This window comes from Jeotgalicoccus sp. WY2 (assembly GCF_018437745.1).
In the GTDB taxonomy this organism is placed as follows: Bacteria; Bacillota; Bacilli; order Staphylococcales; family Salinicoccaceae; genus Jeotgalicoccus; species Jeotgalicoccus psychrophilus.
This window is the reverse complement of the sequence record NZ_CP049818.1, coordinates 2,313,981-2,336,247: the sequence shown is the minus strand read 5'-3', so window position 1 is coordinate 2,336,247 and position 22,267 is coordinate 2,313,981. Positions and strand designations below refer to the sequence as shown.

Annotated in this window: 29 protein-coding genes and 3 pseudogenes; 2 read left to right on the top strand and 30 right to left on the bottom strand. The window is 42.9% G+C overall.

The window, feature by feature from the left end:
• Positions 1-3: 3 nt before the first annotated feature.
• From G4D76_RS13475 to G4D76_RS13415, 16 genes and pseudogenes are all read right to left on the bottom strand, one after another.
• Positions 4-243 (bottom strand): acyl carrier protein, encoded by a 240-nt coding sequence (locus tag G4D76_RS13475; protein ID WP_026858422.1) that lies wholly within the window; start codon positions 241-243, stop codon positions 4-6.
• A 35-nt stretch (positions 244-278) separates the two neighbouring features.
• Positions 279-1,016: a 3-oxoacyl-[acyl-carrier-protein] reductase gene (gene fabG / locus G4D76_RS13470; protein WP_213810138.1), complete on the bottom strand. Its 738-nt coding sequence runs from the start codon at positions 1,014-1,016 to the stop codon at positions 279-281.
• Positions 1,009-1,917 carry an ACP S-malonyltransferase gene (gene fabD, locus G4D76_RS13465; protein ID WP_026858424.1) on the bottom strand — a complete coding sequence of 303 codons (909 nt, stop codon included), beginning with the start codon at positions 1,915-1,917 and terminating at the stop codon, positions 1,009-1,011. The genes fabG and fabD overlap by 8 nt, the downstream gene beginning before the upstream one ends.
• Entirely contained in the window at positions 1,910-2,893 is a 984-nt protein-coding gene (gene plsX / locus G4D76_RS13460) for a phosphate acyltransferase PlsX (RefSeq protein ID WP_213810137.1), read from the bottom strand. Before plsX ends, fabD begins: the two co-directional genes overlap by 8 nt.
• 3 nt (positions 2,894-2,896) lie before the next feature.
• Positions 2,897-3,130: a hotdog domain-containing protein gene (locus G4D76_RS17295; RefSeq protein WP_371814518.1), complete on the bottom strand. Its 234-nt coding sequence runs from the start codon at positions 3,128-3,130 to the stop codon at positions 2,897-2,899.
• The gene (locus G4D76_RS17290; protein WP_371814517.1) at positions 3,094-3,456 is read right to left on the bottom strand and encodes a hypothetical protein; all 363 of its coding nucleotides are present in this window, start codon (positions 3,454-3,456) and stop codon (positions 3,094-3,096) included. The genes G4D76_RS17295 and G4D76_RS17290 overlap by 37 nt, the downstream gene beginning before the upstream one ends.
• A gap of 470 nt (positions 3,457-3,926) precedes the next feature.
• Complete coding sequence (locus tag G4D76_RS13450) at positions 3,927-4,550, bottom strand: sortase (protein ID WP_026858427.1); 624 nt, start codon at positions 4,548-4,550, stop codon at positions 3,927-3,929.
• A gap of 26 nt (positions 4,551-4,576) precedes the next feature.
• Positions 4,577-5,242, bottom strand: coding sequence for a helicase-related protein (locus tag G4D76_RS15605; protein ID WP_250130021.1), 666 nt, complete (start codon positions 5,240-5,242; stop codon positions 4,577-4,579).
• Positions 5,243-5,250: 8 nt separating this feature from the next.
• Positions 5,251-5,685, bottom strand: a complete 435-nt coding sequence (locus G4D76_RS15600) for a DEAD/DEAH box helicase (RefSeq protein ID WP_250130020.1) — start codon at positions 5,683-5,685, stop codon at positions 5,251-5,253.
• Positions 5,664-6,539 carry an ATP-dependent DNA helicase RecG gene (locus G4D76_RS15595; protein ID WP_250130019.1) on the bottom strand — a complete coding sequence of 292 codons (876 nt, stop codon included), beginning with the start codon at positions 6,537-6,539 and terminating at the stop codon, positions 5,664-5,666. The genes G4D76_RS15600 and G4D76_RS15595 overlap by 22 nt, the downstream gene beginning before the upstream one ends.
• The gene (gene sdaAA, locus G4D76_RS13440) at positions 6,539-7,414 is read right to left on the bottom strand and encodes an L-serine ammonia-lyase, iron-sulfur-dependent, subunit alpha (RefSeq protein WP_026858429.1); all 876 of its coding nucleotides are present in this window, start codon (positions 7,412-7,414) and stop codon (positions 6,539-6,541) included. The genes G4D76_RS15595 and sdaAA overlap by 1 nt, the downstream gene beginning before the upstream one ends.
• A gap of 3 nt (positions 7,415-7,417) precedes the next feature.
• Positions 7,418-8,042, bottom strand: a pseudogene (sdaAB, locus tag G4D76_RS13435) (L-serine ammonia-lyase, iron-sulfur-dependent subunit beta).
• A 97-nt stretch (positions 8,043-8,139) separates the two neighbouring features.
• Positions 8,140-9,786 (bottom strand): DAK2 domain-containing protein, encoded by a 1,647-nt coding sequence (locus G4D76_RS13430; RefSeq protein WP_213810136.1) that lies wholly within the window; start codon positions 9,784-9,786, stop codon positions 8,140-8,142.
• Positions 9,787-9,807: 21 nt separating this feature from the next.
• Positions 9,808-10,176 (bottom strand): Asp23/Gls24 family envelope stress response protein, encoded by a 369-nt coding sequence (locus tag G4D76_RS13425; protein ID WP_213810135.1) that lies wholly within the window; start codon positions 10,174-10,176, stop codon positions 9,808-9,810.
• Positions 10,177-10,448: 272 nt separating this feature from the next.
• Complete coding sequence (locus tag G4D76_RS13420; RefSeq protein WP_213810134.1) at positions 10,449-11,273, bottom strand: prohibitin family protein; 825 nt, start codon at positions 11,271-11,273, stop codon at positions 10,449-10,451.
• Entirely contained in the window at positions 11,270-11,536 is a 267-nt protein-coding gene (locus tag G4D76_RS13415; RefSeq protein WP_026858434.1) for a hypothetical protein, read from the bottom strand. Before G4D76_RS13415 ends, G4D76_RS13420 begins: the two co-directional genes overlap by 4 nt.
• A 312-nt stretch (positions 11,537-11,848) precedes the next feature.
• Between G4D76_RS13415 and rpmB the strand changes: the two genes are divergently transcribed.
• Complete coding sequence (rpmB, locus tag G4D76_RS13410; protein ID WP_084135671.1) at positions 11,849-12,034, top strand: 50S ribosomal protein L28; 186 nt, start codon at positions 11,849-11,851, stop codon at positions 12,032-12,034.
• A gap of 600 nt (positions 12,035-12,634) precedes the next feature.
• Here rpmB and G4D76_RS13405 read toward each other — a convergent pair.
• The 5 genes and pseudogenes from G4D76_RS13405 to rsgA form a co-directional block, all read right to left on the bottom strand.
• On the bottom strand, positions 12,635-13,336 hold the full coding sequence (locus G4D76_RS13405; RefSeq protein WP_213810133.1) for a DUF554 domain-containing protein: 702 nt from the start codon (positions 13,334-13,336) through the stop codon (positions 12,635-12,637).
• Between the two features lie 10 nt (positions 13,337-13,346).
• Positions 13,347-13,448: pseudogene (locus G4D76_RS17285) on the bottom strand (hypothetical protein); the annotation flags it as partial.
• A gap of 37 nt (positions 13,449-13,485) precedes the next feature.
• A complete protein-coding gene (locus G4D76_RS13400) occupies positions 13,486-13,959 on the bottom strand; it encodes a thiamine diphosphokinase (protein WP_213810132.1) in 474 nt (157 codons plus the stop codon).
• A gap of 4 nt (positions 13,960-13,963) precedes the next feature.
• Positions 13,964-14,608 carry a ribulose-phosphate 3-epimerase gene (gene rpe / locus G4D76_RS13395; RefSeq protein ID WP_213810131.1) on the bottom strand — a complete coding sequence of 215 codons (645 nt, stop codon included), beginning with the start codon at positions 14,606-14,608 and terminating at the stop codon, positions 13,964-13,966.
• Between the two features lie 2 nt (positions 14,609-14,610).
• A complete protein-coding gene (gene rsgA / locus G4D76_RS13390; RefSeq protein ID WP_213810130.1) occupies positions 14,611-15,471 on the bottom strand; it encodes a ribosome small subunit-dependent GTPase A in 861 nt (286 codons plus the stop codon).
• A 96-nt stretch (positions 15,472-15,567) separates the two neighbouring features.
• On the opposite strand from rsgA, the gene G4D76_RS13385 reads away from it, so the two are divergent.
• Entirely contained in the window at positions 15,568-15,870 is a 303-nt protein-coding gene (locus G4D76_RS13385) for a rhodanese-like domain-containing protein (RefSeq protein WP_245573080.1), read from the top strand.
• 86 nt (positions 15,871-15,956) lie between these two features.
• On the opposite strand, the gene G4D76_RS15590 is transcribed toward G4D76_RS13385, so the two are convergent.
• From G4D76_RS15590 to fmt, 9 genes and pseudogenes are all read right to left on the bottom strand, one after another.
• Positions 15,957-16,730 (bottom strand): cytochrome P450, encoded by a 774-nt coding sequence (locus G4D76_RS15590; protein ID WP_250130018.1) that lies wholly within the window; start codon positions 16,728-16,730, stop codon positions 15,957-15,959.
• 101 nt (positions 16,731-16,831) lie between these two features.
• Complete coding sequence (locus G4D76_RS15585; protein ID WP_250130017.1) at positions 16,832-17,119, bottom strand: hypothetical protein; 288 nt, start codon at positions 17,117-17,119, stop codon at positions 16,832-16,834.
• Positions 17,120-17,127: 8 nt separating this feature from the next.
• On the bottom strand, positions 17,128-18,192 hold the full coding sequence (locus G4D76_RS15580; protein ID WP_250130016.1) for a PASTA domain-containing protein: 1,065 nt from the start codon (positions 18,190-18,192) through the stop codon (positions 17,128-17,130).
• Positions 18,193-18,295: 103 nt separating this feature from the next.
• Positions 18,296-18,550, bottom strand: coding sequence for a hypothetical protein (locus tag G4D76_RS15575; RefSeq protein ID WP_250130015.1), 255 nt, complete (start codon positions 18,548-18,550; stop codon positions 18,296-18,298).
• Positions 18,551-18,683: 133 nt separating this feature from the next.
• Positions 18,684-19,213, bottom strand: a pseudogene (locus tag G4D76_RS16310) (protein kinase).
• Positions 19,214-19,266: 53 nt separating this feature from the next.
• Positions 19,267-19,761, bottom strand: coding sequence for a protein phosphatase 2C domain-containing protein (locus G4D76_RS15565; protein WP_250130014.1), 495 nt, complete (start codon positions 19,759-19,761; stop codon positions 19,267-19,269).
• The gene (locus G4D76_RS15560; protein ID WP_250130013.1) at positions 19,751-20,008 is read right to left on the bottom strand and encodes a protein phosphatase 2C domain-containing protein; all 258 of its coding nucleotides are present in this window, start codon (positions 20,006-20,008) and stop codon (positions 19,751-19,753) included. The genes G4D76_RS15565 and G4D76_RS15560 overlap by 11 nt, the downstream gene beginning before the upstream one ends.
• A gap of 22 nt (positions 20,009-20,030) precedes the next feature.
• On the bottom strand, positions 20,031-21,329 hold the full coding sequence (gene rsmB, locus G4D76_RS13365; protein ID WP_213810129.1) for a 16S rRNA (cytosine(967)-C(5))-methyltransferase RsmB: 1,299 nt from the start codon (positions 21,327-21,329) through the stop codon (positions 20,031-20,033).
• Positions 21,326-22,264, bottom strand: a complete 939-nt coding sequence (gene fmt, locus G4D76_RS13360; RefSeq protein WP_213810128.1) for a methionyl-tRNA formyltransferase — start codon at positions 22,262-22,264, stop codon at positions 21,326-21,328. The genes rsmB and fmt overlap by 4 nt, the downstream gene beginning before the upstream one ends.
• Positions 22,265-22,267 lie beyond the last annotated feature (3 nt).

The following is a 22,267-nucleotide window of genomic DNA, read 5'->3' as shown; positions in this document are numbered from 1 at the left end:
GTTTTATTGTTCTTTTTCTATTTTGTCAATGAAATTCAATGCGTCGCCTACTGTGTTGATTTTTTCAGCTTCCTCATCAGGAATTTCCATATCAAACTCATCTTCAAGTTCCATCACTAGTTCAGCGATATCAAGTGAGTCAGCACCAAGGTCATCTTTGAAAGATGCTTCTGGTGTTACTTTTTCTTCATCGATTCCAAGTTTGTCAACGATGATGTCTTTAATTTTGTCAATATTAGCCATTGTTTCTTCACCTCCCTTAAATAATATCACAGCTTTTAACCCATGTACATACCGCCGTTGACGTGTATTACCTGTCCTGTGATATAAGATGCTTTGTCGCTCGTTAAGAAACTGACAGCATTCGCAATATCTTTCGCTTCACCGAAATGTTTCAACGGAATCTGCTGCAGCATGCCGTCCTTAATATCATCTCCGAGGACATCTGTCATATCACTTTGAATGAATCCTGGTGACACACCGTTAACAGTAATGTTTTTTGATGCCAGTTCACGTGCAACTGATTTCGTCATGCCGTCGATTGCCGCTTTTGTTGCCACGTAGTTCGTCTGTCCCGCATTGCCGAGTGACCCGACAATGCTTGAGATGTTTACAATGCTGCCGGATTTCTGGCGGATCATCGGACGTGACACGCTTTTAATAACGTTAAAGACACCTTTTAGGTTTACATCTACAACGTCGTCGAACTCTTCCTCTTTCATGCGCATCAGAAGATTGTCGCGGGTAATTCCAGCGTTGTTGACAACGATGTCGATTGAACCGTACGTATCTGTAATATGTTTAATCATTGCCTTCACGTCATCTGCGTTCTGGACGTGACACTGATAACTTTCGGCAGTACCGCCGTTTGATTCGATTTCTTTAACCACAGCGTCTGCTTTATCTTTTGAACCTGAATAGTTCACAATAACCGTGTGGCCTTCCTTACTAAGTGTCAGTGCAATTTCACGGCCGATTCCGCGTGAAGCACCTGTAACCAATGCTATTTTACTCATTTAAAAACACCTCTGCCTGTTCGAATGTATCGATATTTGAAGTAGATATTTCTTTCGTAATTTTACGCACCAAGCCGGATTGAACTTTTTTCGGACCGACTTCAATTGCTTCAGTCACACCGTGTTCTGCCGCAGTTTCAACGCACTCCACAAACCGTACCGGATGTGTAATCTGCTCAACGAATTGATGTTTAATCGTCCGAGCGTCTGTTTCAGCTTGTGCACTGACGTTTTGAATAACCGGAATTTCTGCATCTTTAAAATCAATCGTGTCGACGAATGATTTAAACTGCACGCGTGCCGGCTCCATTAGGTGAGAGTGGAATGCCCCCGATACTTTTAAAGGAATAATACGTCTTGCACCGCGCTCTTTTGCAAGTTCTTTAAAACGCTCAACCGCAGCTGTATCTCCCGATACGACAACCTGATCTGGTGCATTAATGTTGGCAGGTGCAACTTTAGAGTTATCATCCGACGCACTGATGCATGCTTCTTCAAGATCTTTAAAGCCCATACCGATAACAGCAGCCATTGCGCCGCTGTCTGCTTTACTCATTAACTCACCGCGTGTTGTGACGAGTTTAACCCCGTCTTCCAGTGAAACAACACCTGCATGTACAAGTGCAGGCAGCTCACCAAGCGAGTGTCCGAGGAGGTAATCTCCTGTCAGCTCAGTCGCAGCCAGTACTGCAAGACTGTGAGCGAATAGAGCGGGCTGTGTGTATTCCGTATCGTTCAGTCTCGCATCTTCTTCTGAAAACATAATCTCTTTTAAGTCAAAATCAACATATGAAAAAATTTCATCTAGTACAGCTTTGGCTTTATCGTTGTTCTCGTATAAATCTTTTGCCATGCCGCCGTACTGGGCACCTTGTCCTGGAAAAATAATTAATCTACTCATTATCTTCACCTATTAAGTCTTTTATTTTGTCAATCGTCCCTGAGTCTGCCATAATTTTCGCTTGTTTTACAGCATTGACAATTGCAGTAGCATCCGATGAACCGTGTGCTTTAATTACATTGCCCTGCAGTCCCATCAACGGTGCGCCGCCGAATTGTCTGTAGTCGAGCATATTTTTAAGTTCTGCAAAGTCTTTTTTCATTGCCAGTGCCGCAAGTTTATTTACGGGGTTTTTCAGCATAATTTTCTTCACTTCACCGAGCAGGCTTGAAGATGTTCCTTCAATTGTTTTTAAAACGACGTTGCCGGTAAAGCCGTCAGTCACCGCGATATCTACATCGCCAGTTAAAATATCGCGTGTTTCAAAGAAACCGTGGAAATTAAGGCCGCTGTGTTTTAACAGCTGATACGTTTCTTTAGTCAATTCAGTTCCTTTAATTTCTTCACTGCCGTTGTTGATCAAACCGATTGACGGGTTTTTACGCCCTTCAATATTTTCCATATACACGCTTGCCATCTGTGCAAACTGCAGTAAATGATTCGGCTTGTTTTCAGAGTTCGCACCCATATCAAGCATCAGCATACCTTTACCTGAAGTTGTCGGCAGCATAGTCGTAATTGCAGGACGTTCTATTCCTTTAATACGCTTAACGCCAAACAGTCCGGCACTCATAATCGCTCCGGTATTACCCGCTGACACAATTGCATCCGCTTGACCGTCAGCTACAGCTTTCACTGCTCTAACGAGCGAGCTGTCTTTTTTTCTTCTGACAGATTTAACCGGATCATCTTCCGATTCAATTTTTTCCGTTACTTCGATAAAAGTTACACGCGGATGATTTCCGCTGTAGCTCCCAGGCATGCCGAATGCCAGAATTTCTATATCATCAAAAGTATCAGCCGCCTGGATTATACCTTCTTCTATCGCTTTTGGAGCATTATCTCCGCCCATTAAATCTACAGCAATTTTAGTCATGCTCTATTCACCTTCATTATAATACATTTCAAATTTACCAATAAAAATTACTTTGCCATCGACTTTTGATTCCACTTCGATGTGCGCTTTATTATTGTCCATCGCCGTTACTTTCGCTTTCGCAACGACTTTATCGTTTAATTTCGCCGGACGCTTAAAATCCACCGCCGCATGCTGCGTTAACGCCAGCGGCTCGTCGATTAAAGCAACGCAGAGCGAGTTCGCCTGCGCGAACAAAAAATGACCCCGTGCAATATGATTCTTTTCAAACACGTGGCTCTCTTCAACGATAAAAGCGACAGCGCGCTCTTATTAAGCTCAATATCGATAATCTCTCCGACTACTTCCTGGATAGAAAGTGAGCGGATCTTATCAACACCCTCACGCGCTACATTTTTAATGCGTGCACGCAGCTCAGGAATGTTCAGTTCCAGTCGGTCAAGACGTATCGTTTGAATCGACACACCGAAAATATTCGCCAGCTGCTCATCCGTTAAAAACGGATCCTCGGAAATATGAGACTCTAAACTCGATTGACGCTCCTGTTTTTTTAGCTTCACCATTCTGATTCCTCTTTTAGTAGTTGGTATTAATATCTATATATAGCACTAGAATCAGTATATAAAACCTGGCTCCTGATTTCAATTAATTTAAAGAAGTATTTTAAATTTCGCCGTGGAATCTGATCGAGTTTTTAAAGTTTACCGTTGAATGTCGGAAGTGACACTGTCCGATAAATGGGTTTGTCAGACACTGTAGAAGTGACACTGTCCGATAAATGGATTTGTCAGACACTGTAGATATGACACTGTCCGATAAACGGGTTTGTCAGACACTGTAGAAACGACACTGTCCGATAAACGGATTTGTCAGACAGTGTCGCCCGGGAAACACGCTGAAAACTCTGCGAGTGTTATGGGGTTATTCTCGTCACAGCCCAATATAAAAGCACCTAAATCCACTCGATAAAGAGATTCAGATGCTTATGAGTTTACATAACTTCAAATTCACTAACGCTCTTGCACCAAATATATTAGCCCTCAACAATTTCGGCTTTCACTATCAGCCGCTTTTCAAACAGCAGTGTTTCCGGGTTATACTCCTCGCATGTAATCAGTGTGAGTTCCTGCGGGTCGCCCGCAGTCTGATCGAGGACACCGACTTCCGATGGATCGACTTCGAACATTTCAGTAATTTCATAGACGCGGGTTTCATCCCGTGTAATGAAGTTTATCTCGTCGCCGACGCTCGCACGGTCAATATAGTTGAAGCGGATACCGGCGCCTTCGACGCGGTGGCCTGCTATCGGGATGTTTTGCATATCAAGATTGTCCGTGTCTTCTAAAAAGCTCACACCATTGCGCAATTTTTCTTCTGACAGAGGACCCATGTAGACGGGCTCGAGTATATCCGCACTGGCAATCTCAAGGACGCCGGCCATATCGTCACCGATATTAATGCCTTTAGTGTCCTGCCTGGCGCCGGTGACGAATGTTTCAATCGGGTTCAGCTTAACATCGTCGTCACCGGCCTGGTAGGCGGTTATTAAACGGTCGTTGACCTGATCTGTAAAATATTCGCGTATATCCTGCCAGAAAAACAGCACGATCGCAGCGAAAATCATTAATACACCAGCGGTTCTTACTAAGACTCTCATGGGCCTCCTCCAATCATCTGCACATTTTATAAATTATTATTTTCATATACTTTAACCGCTTCTTCACGTGCCACTTCAAGTATTCTGTAATCTTCTGTAATATCCGCTACTTTAAACTGAGGCAGTCCGCTTTGGCGTACGCCGAAGTAATCGCCGGGCCCCCTCATTTCAAGGTCGCGTTCACTTAAGACAAAACCATCTGTCGTGCTCGTCATAATATCCATACGCTGTTTCGCATTTTCCGTTGCCGGATCGCTGACTAAAATACAGTAACTCTTTTTACTGCTTCTCCCGACCCCGCGCAGCTGGTGCAGCGTGGACAGTCCGAAACGTTCAGCATTAAATATGACAATCGCAGTCGCGTTCGGCACGTTAATGCCGACTTCAATTACCGTCGTCGAGACGAGCAGCGGCTTTTCCAGCGCTTCAAACGAACGCATTGCTTCATTTTTCTCTTCAGCTTTCATCCGCCCGTGGACTAAGACGACTTCTTCCGGACTGAAATATTCTTCAAAAATTTCGTGAATTTCATAGACATTTTTCAAATCGAGCGTCTCCGATTCTTCGATTAAAGGCGCAACGATATAGGCGCTGTGCCCTTTATCGATTTCAGATTTAACGAACTCCAGCACGTAGTCGATTTCTTTAAACCGGCGCCATTCAGTGTCGATTGGAATGCGGCCCTTCGGCATTTCACGTATTACGAAACGTCCATATCGCCGTAAGATGTAATCGATAAAGTTCTCGGAATCGGTGTTGCGGTCATGTACAGCACGTTTTTGCGGTAAGCCTTGCGGTTCAGTTTTTCCCGCTGATTGACACCAAAACGGTGCTGTTCGTCGGTAATTATAAATGATAGACGATCGAATACAACGTCGTCCTCTATCAGCGAATGTGTCCCGACGAGAAGATCAATTTCACCTGAAGCGAGCCGCGCAAGTATTTCCCGTTTCTCGGCAGGCTTAGTCGTCCCCGTGAGTTTAGCAATTGTCAGCTCGCTGCCGTACGTATCTTTAAAGCTTTCGTAGTGCTGATTCGCCAGCACTTCTGTCGGCACCATCACGGCACTCTGCTCGCCGATTGTTTTTACTGCGTATACACAAATTCCGGCGACTATCGTTTTACCGCTCCCCACATCTCCCTGGAGAAGCCGGTGCATCGATATATTCTGCTTAAAGTCGCGGCAATATCATTGACACTTTTTTTCTGGTCACCTGTTAATTCAAACGGCAGCGTGTCGATAAATTCTCTCAGCTCATCGATATTATAATCGACTATAAATCTTTCATTTCTGACCCGTTCTTTTTGACGGCGCTCCATAATTTTAAGCTGATAGTGATACAGCTCATAAAATTTAATCGTCCGCCTGGCGGCAGCGACCATTTCATGGCTGTCCGGGAAGTGCAATGCATACAGCGCATCACGCACCGGCATCAGCTTGTACTTCCTCTTTAAATCCTCCGGCAGATCAACATTAAACGTTGCACTCTCAAATGCTGAACGGACAATTTTCTGGAAAGTTTTTGCCTGCATCACACCGCCAAGCGAGTATTTCACCTGATAGCCGCCGCCTGCTTCAAAGATTAATTTTGTGCCGTTAATTTCAAGCTTATTGCGGTTAAACTTACCGTACAGCCGCGCAAATTCACCATTGATGATTTTACTCTTTAAATACGGCTGATTAAAAAATGTTACTTTAACGTAAATACCATCGACATCCATAAAGAACGTCAGACGGCTTTTACCCTTACGGAAAAAAGCCACCTGAGGTTCTGTCTTTACCGTACCTTCAACGGTCAGGTTTGCACCATCTTCTGCGTCATTTAAGTTGACGACACTGTGATCTATGTAAGCCGTCGGCAGGCAGAAGAGCACATCGTTCATGCCCGTAATTTCCAGAGCAAACAATTTATCCGCCACCTTGTCGCCGACGCCTTTTAATTCTTTAATACTTCTATCAGGACTTTGAACAGCGTGAATGCCGCTCATTATTTCGCACCGAAAAGTTCAGCTTTCAAGCGTTCTCCCGTCGGAGTTGCAGCAAGTCCGCCGCGTCCTGTTTCACGTAATGCCGATGGCATTGTTAAACCGATTTTGTACATCGCTTCAATAACTTCGTCAGCAGGAATACGTGATTCAATACCAGCTAAAGCCATATCTGCCGCAGTCAGCGCGTTCGTTGCGCCTGCTGCGTTACGTTTAACACATGGCACTTCTACGAGTCCTGCAACAGGGTCGCACACCAGACCCAGCATGTTCTTCATTGCAATCGCGAATGCATGCGCACTCATGTCAGGCGTACCGCCTGCGAGTTCAACGAGTGCGGCTGCAGCCATTGCGCTGGCACTGCCGATTTCCGCCTGGCAGCCGCCTGCAGCACCTGAGATACTTGCATTATTCGCAACAACAAAACCGAATGCTCCCGATGTAAACAGGAAGCGTATTTTCTGTTCTTCTGTAATCGATGGATCTTTTTTAACCATCGCAAATAATACTCCCGGCACAACGCCCGCAGAGCCTGCTGTCGGTGTCGCACAGATTTTACCCATTGCTGCGTTTACTTCATTCGTACTGACTGCATACGCAATCGCCATAAGGTTAAGATCACCGCTCAACCCTTTGCCTGACTCGATGTACTTTTGCATTTTAACTGCATCCATACCTGTCAAACCTGTCGTTGAATTTACACCTGCAAGCCCTTCTGTGACTGCACTTTCCATCGTCGTTAAGTTAGTTTTCATTAAATTATATATATCGAGGTAACTTTGACCCGTCGCTTCCATTTCCTGTCTGACCATTACTTCCGACAGTGAAATACCTTCTGACAGTGCACGTTCTGTTAATTGATTTATACTGTTAAACATGAATTATCCTCCTGTCATTTCAATTACGCGGTCGACACCTTTAACAGCTCTTATTTCCTCTAATGCGCCCGGTAAAATTGTATCATCGAGTTCAACGGTCATTAAAGCAACCTGTCCCTTTTCTTTACGGGACACACTCATCTGTGAAATGTTCAGCTTTTCATCGCCGAGTTTTGTCGTTACCCGTGCAATCGTTCCAAATTCATCTTTATGAAACACGAGCAAGGCGTGATAGTTACCTGAAATATTAATGTTGTAGCCGTTAATACTCACGAGCTCTATCTTCCCGCCGCCAATTGATACTCCTTCGATGACGAGCTCTTCTTCGCCTTTATAAATGGAGCACCGCTGTATTCGGATGAGAGCGTTCTTCATTCATTTCGATAAAACTATAAGTTAAGTTATTGTTTTCAGCTTCTTTTTTGGCGTTGATAATTCTTTCGTCGTCGGTGTCATAGCCGAGAATTCCGCCAAGGAGTGCAACGTCTGTCGCGTGTCCCTGATATGTATCGCGGAACGAGCCGTACAGATAGATGTCCACCTTGTCCGGCTGACCGCCGAACAGACTTCTTGCAAGCAGCCCAATTCTTGCAGCTCCTGCTGTATGTGATGATGACGGTCCGACCATTACTGGACCGATTATATCAAAAACACTTTTAAACTTCTATATATCCCCCCCTAAAGTCCAAAAAGCCACATCGGAATCACCGATGTGGCTGATATTGCTATTCTACAGATATTAAATAGCTGTAGACTGGCTGTGCACCATTATGAATTTCAAATTCAACATCTTCATGTGCGCCTTCAATATCTTCAATTACTGATTCAACTTCTTCTTCAGTACCGTCTTCACCGATCAGTATTGTAATGATTTCAGTATCTTCGTTAATCATTTTACTGATAAGCGTATGAAGTGCGTCCTTTTTAGAATCGTTGGCAGTAATAATCTTACCTTCGGCAATACCCATATGCTGGTCTTTTTTAATGTCCACACCATCTATTTTAGTGTCTCGGACTGAATAAGTCACCTGTCCTGTTTGAACATGTTCAAGTGACTCGCTCATTGCAGCTTTGTTATCTTCAAGTGATGCTTCCGGATTAAAGCTGAGCATGCTTGCAAGTCCTTCTGGAATCGATGTTGACGCTACAACAATCGCCGGAATTTCAAGTACTTCCACCGCTTGTTCTGCTGCCATGATTATATTTTTATTGTTCGGCAGAATAATAACCTTTTTAACATCCTCGCCTTTAATAACGTTCACAATATCTTCCGTTGCCGGATTCATCGTTTGACCGCCGTTAATGACGTGTGTAACACCGATACTCTTGAACAGTTCATTGATGCCGTCTCCTGAAGAAACAGTAATAATTGCCGTATCGTAAGACTGCTTTTCAGCAGCTTTATTTTTCTCACCGTGAACAGTTCTGAATTGTTCACGCATGTTTTCGACTTTCATCTTAATGAGCTCACCGTAAGTTGCAGCATAAGTGAAAGCTTCTCCCGGTCTCTCAGTGTGCACGTGTACTTTGACAATTTCATCGTCATTTATTACGAGCAGTGAGTCACCGAATTCACTCATTTCATTACGGAAGTCATCTTCATTGAACTGGCGTTTATCATCTTCAAAACGCACCATAAACTCCGTACAGTAGCCGTGTTCAATGTCGTCTACGCTCATAAAATCGTTAAAGTCGTTATCGTGGTCATGCCCATCGTCAGTAAATGACTCGACTGTCTGTGCAGGATTGTCGGGAATTTCTTCGCCTGTAAGTGCGCTTAAGAAACCTTCATATACGTACACGAGTCCCTGGCCGCCTGAATCGACAACGCCGACTTCTTTCAGTACAGGAAGCAAGTCTGGTGTGCGTTTAAGTGAAGCTTTTGCTTCTTCAAGCGTCGTAGTGATCAGCTCGACCATCGATACATCACTTCCATTAAACTCTTCCGCTTTTTTCCCTGCATCTTTTGCGACAGTTAAAATTGTACCTTCAACTGGTTTCATTACCGCTTTATATGCAGTGTTTACACCTTGCTTTAACGCTTCGATAAAGTCATCTGTGTCGATTTCTTCTTTTGTTTCGATCGCTTTAGAGAATCCTCTAAATAATTGCGAAAGAATAACACCTGAGTTCCCGCGTGCACCCATAAGAAGTCCTTTAGAGAAATGTTTCCCTACGTTTCCTATATGAGCGTCGTCAAGCGGTTCAACTTCAGCTGCCCCTGAAGACATCGAAAGATTCATATTAGTACCCGTATCACCGTCAGGGACGGGGAAAACGTTTAATGAATCTACATAATCAGCATTTTTTTTCAGGTTACTCGCCCCGCTCAAAATCATCCGGCGGAACATCAAGCCATCTATCTTATCCATTGTATTGTAAATCCTCCCCAACTATTCGTCTCCGCCGATAATGCGTACACCTTGTACGTGTATATTTACAGCTTCAATACTTAAGCCTAATGTTTTTTCAAGTTTATATTTTACTGTTGATTGTACGTTTGCCGCCACTTCTGAAATTTTCACGCCGTATCCAACGATAATATACAGTTCAATCGTCAGTTTACCTTCATTGTGCTCGACAATTACGCCGCGTGAATAATTTTCTTTACCAAGCAATTCCGCAAATCCGTCGCGGACCTGGTTTTTAGAAGCCATACCGACTACGCCGTAAGATTCGACGACGGTACCGCCAGCAATGTTTGCTATTACGTCTGTAGAAATCTCAATTTTTCCTAATTCATTTTCAATTTCCAGCGCCATTTATTTCGCCTCCTAATACATCATTTAATTATAAGCAAATCACCGGTGTAAATACAAGTGTTATTATAGTATTTACCAGGCTCTTAAGTTAACTTTTCGTTTGTTTGTTATCGTTAATATTATATCATACTGCATTTTGCTTAAACACTCATAATACGTCCTCAGGAGAAATTCTGCAGCCGATAAAAGCATTCTCAAGCCTTTCATATACATCGCAGTTATAAAAAACACGCTCAGTCCCAGAGGAACAGTGCGTGTTTTATCAATAATTTTTATTCTCCTGCTGCTTCTTCCTCTGGCTCGGCCTGCGGCAGATCTACGATAACACCTTCGCCGCCGATTGAGATTGGCTGTGTACCATTCCATTTCTCAATTAACTGCTGCATCAATACTTCTTCGCTTAGGGATTCCTGAACCACTCTGTTGGCCTCGGCTTCACCTTCTGCTTCAATACGTTTACGTTCAGCTTCTTCAGTTGCAATCAGCTTGTCTGTTTTTTTGCGCTCCAGCTCCTGAGTTGCTTTCACACGGTCATCTATCGCTTTTTGAGTTTCAGCATCCGGCTGAGGTGCGCTCAGCATAATGTCCTCAATAATAATTCCGTCTTTTTCAAGATCGTCTTTCGCAATTGCAATTGTTTCAAGTTTAATATCGCCGATGCGTTCACCGAATGCCTCGATTACTGTATAATCCGACACAGTTTGACGCAAGGCATCATTAATACGGGTTTTTATGTAACCTTCTTCTAAATCTTCTATTGTAATGTTGCCGAATTTTTTATAGACTGCCGATGCTTTTTCACTGTCCACATGATAGTTCAGTGCTACCGGCATATTAATTGTCTTACCATCAATCGTTGCAACTGCAAGTGATTCGTAGTTTTTATTCTGTGTCCGAACCGGATATTCAATCACACGCTCCGTCGGATAAACAAGATGCCAGCCCTGACCGAGCACTTCATCCTGCACGCCGCCATTAATGCTGTAAATAACACCCACATGTCCGTTTTCAACTTTCGATACCATTAAAATCAGACCCGCGATGAGTCCTGCAATAACTAAAACTCCGACACCTATTGCTGTATATATTTTTTTCATTTTTTCTGCTCCATTTCTATCTTAAGTTGTTCTAGTTCTTTTATTTCTTTTTCCAGCATTTCTGCCTCTACAGTATGTCCGAACTTTTTCATATGCGCATCATATGTAATATTTTTACGTTTAATTTCATGCTTCAGCTTTTTCACTTCATCATATTTATTGTACTTATGTCCGAGCGTTGCCAGCTCATGCCGGAATATAAAAGCCAGTGCAATAATTAATACGGCGAGCATAATTCCCACAAACAGCAGTAATTTAAACATGTACCTTTCCTCCTTTTTACGTTTTATTTTTACAATAGAATTTTGAGTTCCGTACTCATTTTTCACACCAGACTATCGTACCATGTAGAATTACAGCGTAAACAACTTTTTTAAAGTATTAATCATACGGGCACTCAAATAGTATTTGAAAAAAATTCATATCATACTGTAATTAAGCAATTTATCACTTTTAAAAACCATCGCTTTTGTGCGAAATATATAGACAATAATAGCGAATTAATGCATATTGGAGTATGCATAAAGAACAGATGAACATGATTATGTAAATTAAATTAAAGGAGTGGGATTAAGGTGAAAGAATGTTATGTAACAGGACGCAGATCTAGATCTGGTAACAACCGTTCTCACGCGCTTAACTCAAGCAAAAGAACTTTTGGAGCTAACCTTCAAAAAGTTAGAATCTTGGTTGACGGCAAACCTAAAAGAGTTTGGGTTTCTGCTCGCGCGCTAAAATCAGGTAAAGTTGAACGTGTTTAATACTTCAATTTAAAAACTGGTATCACTTACACAAGTGGTACCAGTTTTTTTATGTTTATTTTTAGTCTTTGCGGTCTCGGACTGGCATGACACCCGTTCATATGTATCCGGATACCCCGGGACTGGCATGACACCCGATCATATGTATCCGGATACCCCGGGACTGGCATGACACTCGTTCATATGTATCAGGATACCCCGGGACTGGTATGTCACCCGCTCATATGTGTCCGGATACCTCGGGACTGGCATGACACCCGTTCATATGTATCCGGATACCCCGGGACTGGCATGACACCCGTTCATATGTACCCGGACACCTCGGGACTGGCATGACATCCGATCATATGTATCCGGATACCCCGGGACTGGCATGACACCCGTTCATATGTATCAGGATACCCCGGGACTGGCATGACATCCGATCATATGTACCTGGATACCCAGGGACTGGCATGACACCCGTTCATATGTATCCGGATACCCAGGGACTGGTATGTCACCCGCTCATATGTTGTCCGGATACCCCAGACCTCCCGCACTGCCCAGCTCCTGCACACCAAAAATCCGCCTGAAATAATTTCGGGCGGATTTTATAAGTTAAAAGAACGACAGCAGCCAGACGATAAACATCCCGATAAATATTGCGGGTATCATGTTACCGACACGCATGTGTGTAACGTTCAGCATATTCAGTCCGATAGCAAGAAGGATTACCCCGCCTGTCGCACTGACCTGGTCGACCATCATGTCGAGTATGTTTCCAGGTATAAAGTTCGCTATCTGACGTGCACTGATAATAATTGCCGCGATGTAGAAAAATGTCGGAATACTGGACAATATGACGCCGCGGCCGTAGGCGGTTGTCATTACAAGTGCGATAAAGAAGTCCATCGTCGCTTTCGTATACAGTACATCGTTGTTGCCCTGCAGCCCGGCATCCAGACCGCCGACTATTCCCATTGCCCCGACGATAAAAATCAGCATCCCGGAAATCAGGCCCTGGGAGATATTACCACCGTGTTTATCACCGAGACGAACTTCCATTAAGTGTCCGAAACGGTTGAGCAGTTCTTCGAGTTTAACTACTTCCCCGATGACTACTCCGATGATGAGTGATATAAGCGTCGTTAGAATATCGGTTGCACCGACGACCATCTGAATTCCCATCGTAATAATAAATAATCCCTGTATTTTCATAATCGCATCTTTAATATGCTCCGGAATAAAAGTAAATACCATTCCAAGCGCGCCGCCGATAATAATCGCTAACGAGTTAGCGAGAGCACCTGCAAATATCATTCACTCACCTCTAATCTGTTGATTTAATCATTAATATATCTTTATCAGTATTAATTACAACATTTTTTTCATTATATTCATTACTTACAGTTAACGTTCTTCCGATACTTACGTATGTATCCTCAAATCATATTTAAAACCTTCGAGCGTTAAGAGTGTATCATCGTAAGCGGAATAAATGAGACATACTTTTTGTCATAATCTCTCGGAAGTATATATTCGCCTTCTGTCAGCAGCATAATTTCATTTGTTTCATTTAACAGCCGGATATCAATGTTACGCAGTTCTTCGTGCGCCAGCAGCTGAATATTCATCAGTTCATGATCTTTTCTGCCGCCTAAGGCACCATATACATCAATCGCTGTATACCCCAGTTCAGCCAATGACAATAGTGCAAGTTCACTGTCAGTAAAATTTTTAGCACTCGGAACAATATCGAGTGCTAAGCTTTGTTTGAATAATTTCAAATCATCTTCGGTCACACTGTCAAAGTCACCGTATGCTTTCAAAACGGGAATATCTGCCTCAAGCAGTCCTTTGACTCCTGCATCGACACCCGCCCACGGTGCATCATTCTGCACTGTGAATGGAATATTCCGCAGCAGCACGTTAATATGTTTCATATAATCATTCCTTCAGGGCGCTGATGACAGCAGCTTTATCGTCTGCTTTAAATAAGTAGGACCCGCTGACCAGTAAATTCGCACCGTGTGCTTTAACGAGTTCAGCTGTTTTATCGTTAATGCCGCCATCGACTTCAATATCAAATTTATTCGTTAAATTCTCTCTGATTTTAACAAGTTCATCCAGTTTATCAACACATGAGTCGATAAAACTCTGTCCGCCGAAGCCCGGGTTCACTGTCATAATTAACACGAAATCAATGTCATTTAAAAGATGACGGACTGCTTCAACAGATGTTTGAGGATTCAGTGCGATTCCCGCCTTCATACCTTTACTTTTAATCAGCTGAACAGCACGGTGTGCATGAGGTGTTGCTTCAATATGAAACGACAGCATAGCAACACCCATATTTTTAAAATCATCGACAAACTGCGTCGGATCGTATGTCATTAAATGAACATCAAGGGGAATCGACGCTTCTTTAGCAATGGCTTCACATACAGGAATACCATATGAAATATTCGGCACAAACTGGCCGTCCATAATATCCAAATGAAAAATATCTGCCCCCGCTGCTTCCATTTCTTTAATATCGGCACCAAGTTTTGAAAAATCACCTGCGAGTAATGACGGTAGCACTTTAGCCATATCTAATACCTCTCTTTTCTGTTATCAATTTCATTATATATTTTTACATAGCTGTTGTATCTCGACTCTGCAAGCTCGCCGGATTCAACTGCTTTTTTCACACCGCACTTCGGTTCGTTAATATGCAGGCATTCTCTGAATTTACAGCTGTACTGATTAAAATCGATAAAACAGAATTTAATATTGTACTTATCGATATTTAGAAAATCAATCGTTGCAAAGCCTGGAGTATCTGCGATAAAACCGCCGTCGATACTAATTAATTCAACGTGGCGCGTCGTATGTTTTCCGCGGTTCAGCGCATTTGAAATCTCATCTGTTTTTAAATTCAGATGCGGCAGCAAGGTGTTTAACAGCGTCGACTTCCCTGCACCGGACTGCCCGGCAAGTACACTGAGCTTACCATTAAATACGTATTTCAAATCTTCGTTAATATGCTCTTTATCGGTAAAATGCACTTCGTAAGTCGATGCATATGTGAATTTAATTTTTTCTATAAGTGCCTCGTCTTCACTCAGATCATTTTTTGTTACAATAATGACCGGTTTTATATCATTTGCCTCACTGTAGGCGATAAAGCGGTCCAGCAGATAAAAACTGAAATCGGGAGATTTTAAACTCGTCGTTAACAGCAGCTGGTCAATATTTGCGACCGGCGGTCTATTGAGCGAGTTTTTACGCGGCAGAATTGCTGTAATATAGCCTTCATCAACATTTTCTATTTGGAATTCAACATAGTCGCCGACGAGCGGGCTTTCTTCAGTTTTTCTGAAGCGGCCGCGTGCACGTGTCTCGTACACTTCATTATTCGATTCTACATAATAAAAGCCGCTTAGCGCTTTAATAATTTTTCCTGTCTGCATATAACACCTCAAGTTTATTTAAATACTCTTTTATTATAACAACAATTTAACTGTGATAAAATTGAATTTGTAAAATAGAATTGGGAGGACATGAAAATGGATATAAACATTTCACAAATTGATACAGTTAAAAATAATAAGAACAACGTCGTAATCGATGTTCGGGAAACCGATGAACTGGAATTAACAGGCTACTTACCCGGCGCCGAGCATTATCCAATGAGTACATTTAATCTGGATGATGCCGAGCTTGATAAAGATAAAGACTATTACATCGTCTGCAAAGCAGGCGGACGCTCTAAACGCGTTCAGGACTATATGAACGCTAACGGCTATACTGCTCATAATGTTGAAGGCGGCATGATGGAATACACAGGACCAAGAGAACGTCTGCAGTAACAGTTTTAAATGATTATCTCTTCACTTTTATCACAAAACGAACGCGCAGCCCGTTAACCGGGACTGCGCGTTCTTTATATCCACTCTTATTTTCTGTCTACGACTTCTTGAACATTCTTAATGATGAATCCGCTCTTAACGTATCCAGGGATACTGTTAAGGTCGACTGTTAAGTCTTGTTCCGGTACATCATAAGTTACTTTTTCTGCGAAGTATTTCATTGTTTCTTCCATGATGATTACTGTAATCCACTCACCGGCACAGCGGTGGTTAGTCCAGTAGTCTCCGCCGCCTTGCGGAATAAGGTCAAACGGTGAACCGTCCCAGTCTTCGAATCTTTCCGGACGGAATTCATTCGGGTTTTCCCAAAGTGTTTCGTCGTGCATTGAGCCGTACACATCTATTGCAAGACCGTGGCCAGCCGGAATTGTAACTCCCTGGAAGTCGATATCTACTTTAGCTTTACCAGGTAAGAATGGTACGAACGGGTAGAAACGGCGAACTTCTTGTGAAAACTTGTATGCATAGTCCGGCTCGCTCTTAATTTTTTCACGAGTAATCGGATTATCGTGCATTGCAAGTAAACCGAATGCTACGAATCTGTTGATCGCGATTAATGGACGGAATGTGTTCATTAAGTCGATCGCACAGTTTCTTGAATCCATCGGGTTGCCAAGATAGTCTTCCCAATGTGCGAATTCGTAAAGCGCTGTACCTTCAGGCGGGTGAATATTGCCTTTACGCGTTTCAAGAATTTGCTCTTCAAGCCAGTCTTCTACGCGGCGGCGCGCAGCTTTAGATTCTTTATATCCTTTAAATACTCCGCCAAGTCCTTTGAATGAGTCAATCATGATATCCATGTCTGTTGCGATTTTTTCGATATCTTCCGGCGGAGCTTGTACTCCTGCCCAGAGTACCGACTTTTGTCAGAAGAACGATAGATTCACGATAAATATTTACCTCATCCATGCTTTCCATACGCTGAGTATTTGCCTGCCATAATGTACGTGTTAATTCGCGTACGTAGTTCAGGTTTCCCAGTCATTAAACTCATAAATAATGCTTTTCTGTCGATGTGTTTCTTACCATCAATTGTGTGGATGGCACCTTTACCGAAAAGTGTATTGACGATACGTTTTGGCAGCATGCCCTCACGCTGAACAATATCGTTGTTGTAGAACATTTCTGCGCCTTCTTTTCCGGTAACTACAGCGAATGGTTTACCGCCTAAAACTTTAGTTTCAAACACAGTTGTGTTTAAACGGTCGCGTCGCGCTGATTTTTTGTATAAAGGTATCCTTGTTTCATCAATTTTAAAGTGTTATCCAGGCCTTTATCCCTCTTAAGTGATGCCATTTTCATTCCTCCAATTCGAATGTACTTCACCATTATATATAAACAGCAAAGCCAATGCCAATATTTACTCGTATTTACAGTTTCGCTTATAACTTCTTCTCCGTCAACCTCTACGCGGTATTGACCGGCTTCTTCTTCAAGTAAAATAAGTGAAATTGTATGGTTCGTATCTTCAGTTATTTCGATTGTTTCTGAAACTTCTTTAATATCGTTATCTTTATCTCCGATAAAAATCTCAGCTTCAACCGGTTCAGGGTCTGAGTCCGCCTTGGAAGCTTCTTTATCTTCGCTTGATGAACTGCTTGGTTTATCCGCTGTATCTTCTTCCGGATAAGGTATGTTTAGTGAAATCTGGTACGTTGTTTCATTCGGCGGTTCTTCTCCCAGTGAGACGATAACGTTAATCTGGGACCCCGGCAGGAAATCACCGTAACTTGGATCTTGCGACACTATCGCACCTTCCTCGACTTCGTTGCTGTAGACTTCTGTCGTGACGTTAACGATAAAGCCCTGACTCTCAAGCTCAGTTCTTGCTGCTTCGAGAGGAGTTCCTGTGTAATTCGTAATCGGAATCGGTTCAACTCCGTCCGACACCGTAAAGGTAATCGGCGAGCCGTCAGGGTATAACTCTTCACCTGCAGCAACGTCCTGGTCGAGAATTGTCCCTGGCGCCTGATCGCTGTACTGTCCTTCTGAATCAATATTTGTAAACCCGGCCGCTTCAAGTTCCGCCTCAACCTCTTCATACATCTCACCGGTATAATCAGTCATCGTATACGGCTCTTCACCGAGGCTGACAAGCATATCCACAGTACCGCCGCGTTCGACTTCAGCACCCGACACAGGTGAAGTTTCAATAATTATGCCTTCTTCAAAGCTGTCGTGGTATGTTTCAGAGATATTGCCGGTGACGAGGTCTTCTGAGAGCAGATATTCTTCCGCTTCTTCTACTGTCATATTCTGCATATTTTCTATATTGACCGTCGGCGACTGTCTCGGCCACAAGAGGTAGACAATTATTGCCGCAGCAGCGAGAAGGAAAAACAGAATAAATAGTATCCACGGCCACTTACGGCGTTTTTTCTTCGGCTCCTCTGCGGCGGGATTTATTTTTTCTTCTTCTTGTACCGAGGGGTACAGCTTTTACTTCCTTTTCAGCTGCCGATTTTTCTTCAGCCGTCACTGCAGTCATTGTTTTTTCCTGCTCATCTTTTTTAACAGTAACATACGGTTCAGAAACATCTTTATAGTAAACAAGTGCAGAAAGTACATCATCCGCGTGCCTGTATCTGTTCAGCGGTTCTTTTTCTGTACACTTCATCACGATATTTTTTAAGCCGACTGGAATATCGCGATAGCGGGAAATGTCCGGAAACGGTTCTGATATATGTTTCAGTGCGACTGATACAGCAGTTTCTGCTTCGTAAGGTAAATGCCCTGTCAGAAGTTCAAAAGCATCACTCCAAAAGAGTAAATATCAGTGCGTTCATCTGTATTATGCCCTTTTGCCTGTTCAGGAGAAATAACTGCACGGAACCGATGACCTGATTCGTTTCCGTCATACGTGTTTCACTCAGTGCTTTCGCAATACCGAAGTCGGTAATTTTCACTCTGCCGTTCGTATCTAGAAGAATATTCTGCGGCTTAATATCCTATGAATAATACCGCGGTCATGTGCATGTTCTATTCCCCGAAGAGTCATCATCGCAATACTGATTACTTCATCAATATCGAGTGGATTGTTATTTAAAATATGCTCTTTTAAATTAGGGCCATGAACGACTTCCGTCACGAGTATGTGATACTCATCCGTTTCGTCCACATCGAGCACGCTGACGATATTCGGATGAGACAGCTGAATCGTACTTGCCACTTCACGCCGGAAACGGCGCACGGATTTTTCTTTATCTACCGGATCTGCTTTAATCATCTTCACGACAACTTCACGGTTTAAAATAATATCTGTCGCCAGATAAACGGAGCTCATACCGCCCCCGAGGTATTTCAAGATTTTATAACGTTCCGATACTACGTTACCAATCACTCGCCCCCACCTGCTTTCAAGTCGGCTAGAACGACGCTGATATTGTCGCGTGACTTATTTTCTGCAGTTTTTATCAGTTCTTCTGCTTTTTGTTCCAGTGTCAGTTTTGTACTGTACATCAGGTGATGAATCTCGTCAGGTCTGACAGTATCTGTCAGACCATCGGTTGCCAGCGCGATATAGTCATGCTGGCGTCCCCGAAGACGAAAGACATCAGCCTGAATTACTTTTTCAGTTCCCATCGCTTTCGTAATTAAATTGCGGCGCGGATGTGTCAATGCTTCTTCCGCGGTAATTTCTCCGCTTGCTACGAGCACGTTCACAAAAGTATGATCTTCAGTGACCTGTTCTATTTTACGATTGTTCATGACGTATGCACGTGAATCCCCAACGTTCAATACGAGAATTGACGACTCGATAATTGCCACGAGCACAAGTGTTGTACCCATACCTCTGTATTCAGGGTGTTCATCCTGATAGTCATAATTCATGATTCGTCTTTATAACGAGTTCCCGGAGAAAACGTTCCGCTTCATCTATATTAAACAGATTATTGTCTTCCCAGGCGCTCTTTACTTTATCGTGAACAAACCTGCTCGCAACTTCCCCGTACTGATGACCGCCCATACCGTCTGCAATTAAAAGCAGCGGCTGATTAGTACGGTTATAAAAATGCCCTGTTAAATCTTCATTGATATCTCTGTAATTACCGCAAATACTTTTTTCTGTTACTTTCAAGATTAAACCCCTATCCGTGGCATTAGCTGTCAGACTTTTTAAATCTCGCAATGAAAAAACCGTCTGTGTGATGTTCATACGGAAAGATTTGTCTGTATGGCCCCGTAAAGTTAAATGCCGGAATACTAAAATCATCAAATTCAATGTCATCGTGATTTTTCTTAAATGTATAAGCAACATTTTCATTTTCCAGCTGATGAATGGTGCAAGTTGAATAAATTAATATGCCATTAGGTTTCAGATATTTCTTAACATTATCTAAAATATCGAGCTGTAATTCAACTAATTCGTTAATACTTTCTTCATTTCGTTCGTATTTAATTTCGGGCTTGCGTTTAACAACACCGAGACCGGAACATGGTGCATCGACGATAATACGGTCAAATTGCTGGCCGTAATCGTATGTTTTAGCATCCGCAACGAATGCTTCGTAGTTCGTATGCTGCAAACGTGCAGCCTCGTTATTTATTAATGTAATTTTATGTTCATGCACGTCTCCTAGAGTTACTGAGCCATTGTCCATTGATTCAAGTGCATGCAGACCCTTGCCGCCCGGTGCACTGCAGACATCCAGTATGTCGTCTTCAAGCGGATCCAGTGCCAGATTAACAAACATCGAAGAGACATCCTGAATCGCAAAGAAACCGTCTTTATAAGACTGACTGTGGGTAATATTCTGTCCGTTAAATTCAATAGCATCCGGGTGCAGATTGGATTCTCTGACGTCATAGCCTTCATTTAAAAGCATTTCAATTAAATTATCTCTGTCGATCAGCTTTTTATTTACCCGGAGGTACATTTGCGGTTTTTCATTCAGCGATGAAATAATACGCTCTGTTTCTTCAGTACTGTAATGTTTAAACCAATGCTTCACCAGCCATTTAGGCATGCTGTATTTCACAGATAAACGTGCCGCATCATTTTTAATGTCATCGATATTCGGTCTTTCGCCTCTTAAGTAAGCACGCAATATACCATTAATCTGTTTACCTGCCTGCAGCCCGCCGCGTTCTTTGGCGATTTCAACCGCTTCATTAATCACGGCAAAATCAGGTACACGGTCGAGATACTCCAGCTGATAAATTGAAATCAGCAGCAGATAACGCTGCCAGCGGCGTAATTTTGTTTTTACAAATGGTCTTACATAATATTCAAGTGTCAGTTTATGCTGCAGCGTACCGTATAGAATTTCAGTCAGCAGACCTTTATCCTGCGAATTTAATTCTTCAAAGCGGAGCGCTTCATTCAAAACGATGTTGCTGTATGCTTTATTGTCGATTACATCTTCATATAATTCCAGTGCCAGTGCTCTCACTGTCATTCGTCTTCACCCAGTTTCGTGCCGATTAAATCACTATTATTGTTAATAAAATCAAGCGCATTATTTTTTTTCTTGCCGGCAAGCTGAACTTCTGTAATATTTACGAGCCCGTCCGTCGCCGCGACTAAAAAGCCGTTGTCACTTTTTCCGGTAATCGTACCCGGTGCTGCATCAGCTGTTTTATTTGTCAGCTCTGCTGCAAATATTTTCAGACGTTTACCATCCTGCATCGTGTGCCCGACAGGCCACGGTGCAAGCCCGCGTATATGATTAAATACATCGCGTGCCGGTCTATTAAAGCTGATGACTTCATCCGTTTTTAAAATGTTGGGACTGAAAGTTGCTTCACTTTCAATTTGAGGCGTGCGTTTGTTCGTACCTTCGATAATGTCCGGCAGTGTTGTCATCAGAAGTGATGCTCCGACTCTGCTGAGTTTATCGAACAGTGTACCTGTGTTGTCATTGTCTTCAATTTGGATACTCTTTGCGGCAATAATATCTCCCGCATCCAGTTTTTTCGCCATATACATTATCGTTACGCCCGTTTCCTTATCGCCGTTAATAAGCGCACGGTGAATCGGCGCACCCCCGCGGTGTTTGGGTAACAGCGATGCATGAACATTAAGCGACCCTTTAGACGGGACATTTAAAATGTTTTCCGGCAGTAGCTGGCCGAATGCAGCCGTAATAATCAGGTCCGGCTCAATATCTGCTACGATTTTAAGCGCTTCTTCACTCTTCATCGTTTCAGGCTGATACAGCTCAATACCGAGCAGTTTTGCTGCAACGGCAACCGGCGGGTCTGTCATTACTTTTTTTCGGCCGACAGGTCTTGCAGGCTGTGAAATGACCAGATCGACACCGTATTCTTTATGAAGTTCTTTTAATATCGGCACAGAAAAATCCGGTGTACCCATAAAGATAATTTTTGTCATGTT

Bases quoted from the DNA above. Each gene is read 5' to 3' on its own strand.
- G4D76_RS13475 (WP_026858422.1), bottom strand. From the start codon at position 243: ATGGCTAATATTGACAAAATTAAAGACATCATCGTTGACAAACTTGGA.
- fabG (WP_213810138.1), bottom strand. From the start codon at position 1,016: ATGAGTAAAATAGCATTGGTTACAGGTGCTTCACGCGGAATCGGCCGT.
- fabD (WP_026858424.1), bottom strand. From the start codon at position 1,917: ATGAGTAGATTAATTATTTTTCCAGGACAAGGTGCCCAGTACGGCGGC.
- plsX (WP_213810137.1), bottom strand. From the start codon at position 2,893: ATGACTAAAATTGCTGTAGATTTAATGGGCGGAGATAATGCTCCAAAA.
- G4D76_RS17290 (WP_371814517.1), bottom strand. From the start codon at position 3,456: ATGGTGAAGCTAAAAAAACAGGAGCGTCAATCGAGTTTAGAGTCTCAT.
- G4D76_RS13450 (WP_026858427.1), bottom strand. From the start codon at position 4,550: ATGAGAGTCTTAGTAAGAACCGCTGGTGTATTAATGATTTTCGCTGCG.
- G4D76_RS15605 (WP_250130021.1), bottom strand. From the start codon at position 5,242: ATGCCGAAGGGCCGCATTCCAATCGACACTGAATGGCGCCGGTTTAAA.
- G4D76_RS15595 (WP_250130019.1), bottom strand. From the start codon at position 6,539: ATGAGCGGCATTCACGCTGTTCAAAGTCCTGATAGAAGTATTAAAGAA.
- sdaAA (WP_026858429.1), bottom strand. From the start codon at position 7,414: ATGTTTAACAGTATAAATCAATTAACAGAACGTGCACTGTCAGAAGGT.
- G4D76_RS13430 (WP_213810136.1), bottom strand. From the start codon at position 9,786: ATGGATAAGATAGATGGCTTGATGTTCCGCCGGATGATTTTGAGCGGG.
- G4D76_RS13425 (WP_213810135.1), bottom strand. From the start codon at position 10,176: ATGGCGCTGGAAATTGAAAATGAATTAGGAAAAATTGAGATTTCTACA.
- G4D76_RS13420 (WP_213810134.1), bottom strand. From the start codon at position 11,273: ATGAAAAAAATATATACAGCAATAGGTGTCGGAGTTTTAGTTATTGCA.
- G4D76_RS13415 (WP_026858434.1), bottom strand. From the start codon at position 11,536: ATGTTTAAATTACTGCTGTTTGTGGGAATTATGCTCGCCGTATTAATT.
- G4D76_RS13405 (WP_213810133.1), bottom strand. From the start codon at position 13,336: ATGATATTTGCAGGTGCTCTCGCTAACTCGTTAGCGATTATTATCGGC.
- G4D76_RS13400 (WP_213810132.1), bottom strand. From the start codon at position 13,959: ATGAAACATATTAACGTGCTGCTGCGGAATATTCCATTCACAGTGCAG.
- rpe (WP_213810131.1), bottom strand. From the start codon at position 14,608: ATGGCTAAAGTGCTACCGTCATTACTCGCAGGTGATTTTTCAAAACTT.
- rsgA (WP_213810130.1), bottom strand. From the start codon at position 15,471: ATGCAGACAGGAAAAATTATTAAAGCGCTAAGCGGCTTTTATTATGTA.
- G4D76_RS13385 (WP_245573080.1), top strand. From the start codon at position 15,568: ATGGATATAAACATTTCACAAATTGATACAGTTAAAAATAATAAGAAC.
- G4D76_RS15590 (WP_250130018.1), bottom strand. From the start codon at position 16,730: ATGGATATCATGATTGACTCATTCAAAGGACTTGGCGGAGTATTTAAA.
- G4D76_RS15580 (WP_250130016.1), bottom strand. From the start codon at position 18,192: ATGCAGAATATGACAGTAGAAGAAGCGGAAGAATATCTGCTCTCAGAA.
- G4D76_RS15565 (WP_250130014.1), bottom strand. From the start codon at position 19,761: ATGAATTATGACTATCAGGATGAACACCCTGAATACAGAGGTATGGGT.
- rsmB (WP_213810129.1), bottom strand. From the start codon at position 21,329: ATGACAGTGAGAGCACTGGCACTGGAATTATATGAAGATGTAATCGAC.
- fmt (WP_213810128.1), bottom strand. From the start codon at position 22,264: ATGACAAAAATTATCTTTATGGGTACACCGGATTTTTCTGTGCCGATA.